The organism is Arthrobacter globiformis NBRC 12137 (assembly GCF_000238915.1).
In the GTDB taxonomy this organism is placed as follows: domain Bacteria; phylum Actinomycetota; class Actinomycetes; order Actinomycetales; family Micrococcaceae; genus Arthrobacter; species Arthrobacter globiformis.
In genome coordinates this window covers 1-511 of the sequence record NZ_BAEG01000017.1, presented here as the reverse complement: position 1 = coordinate 511, position 511 = coordinate 1, and the positions used below count along the sequence as shown (strand labels likewise).

The window sequence follows — 511 nt, the reverse complement described above, 5'->3', positions numbered from 1 at the left end:
CCCTGGCCGGGCGAGTGCGTGGCGGGCGACCTCGACCGGTCCGCCGGCGCCGACGTGCACGATCACGACCTGCGCGTCCGGGCCGGTCCCGTGGAACCGGGCGAACACCTCAGCCCCGAGCAGATGGGCAGGCACGGAGTATTGGGCGTTTTCGAACGAGACCATGGGCGTGTTTTCCGGCACCCGGCGCCCCACCCCATAGGCGAGAGTATGGGCTGTGTCCGGAACGCGGTGCAGGGACGCGGCCTCCTCGGCGAGCATGTCGACCGGGCGGCGGCGGGTGATGCGGTGCTCGCGCGCGTTGACCTGGTCCATTAACGCCGCGCAGGCCGCCTCGAGTTCGGCGAACGAGGCGTAGGTGTTCCGCAGGTTGGTGTCTTTGGGCACCAGGTCTGCCTTGGCGATCTTCACGGATGATTCGACGCCGCCTTTGGAGGCCGGGTCCGCCGGGTGGCAGGTGAGCACTTCGACGGAGTAGTGCTTGGCGAACGCCAGCGTCTGCTGGTTCCTG

General features: G+C 69.1%; 1 pseudogene. It reads right to left on the bottom strand.

Annotation, left to right across the window (positions count from 1 at the left end):
* A pseudogene (locus tag ARGLB_RS03220) lies at positions 1-511 on the bottom strand (IS21 family transposase); the annotation flags it as partial.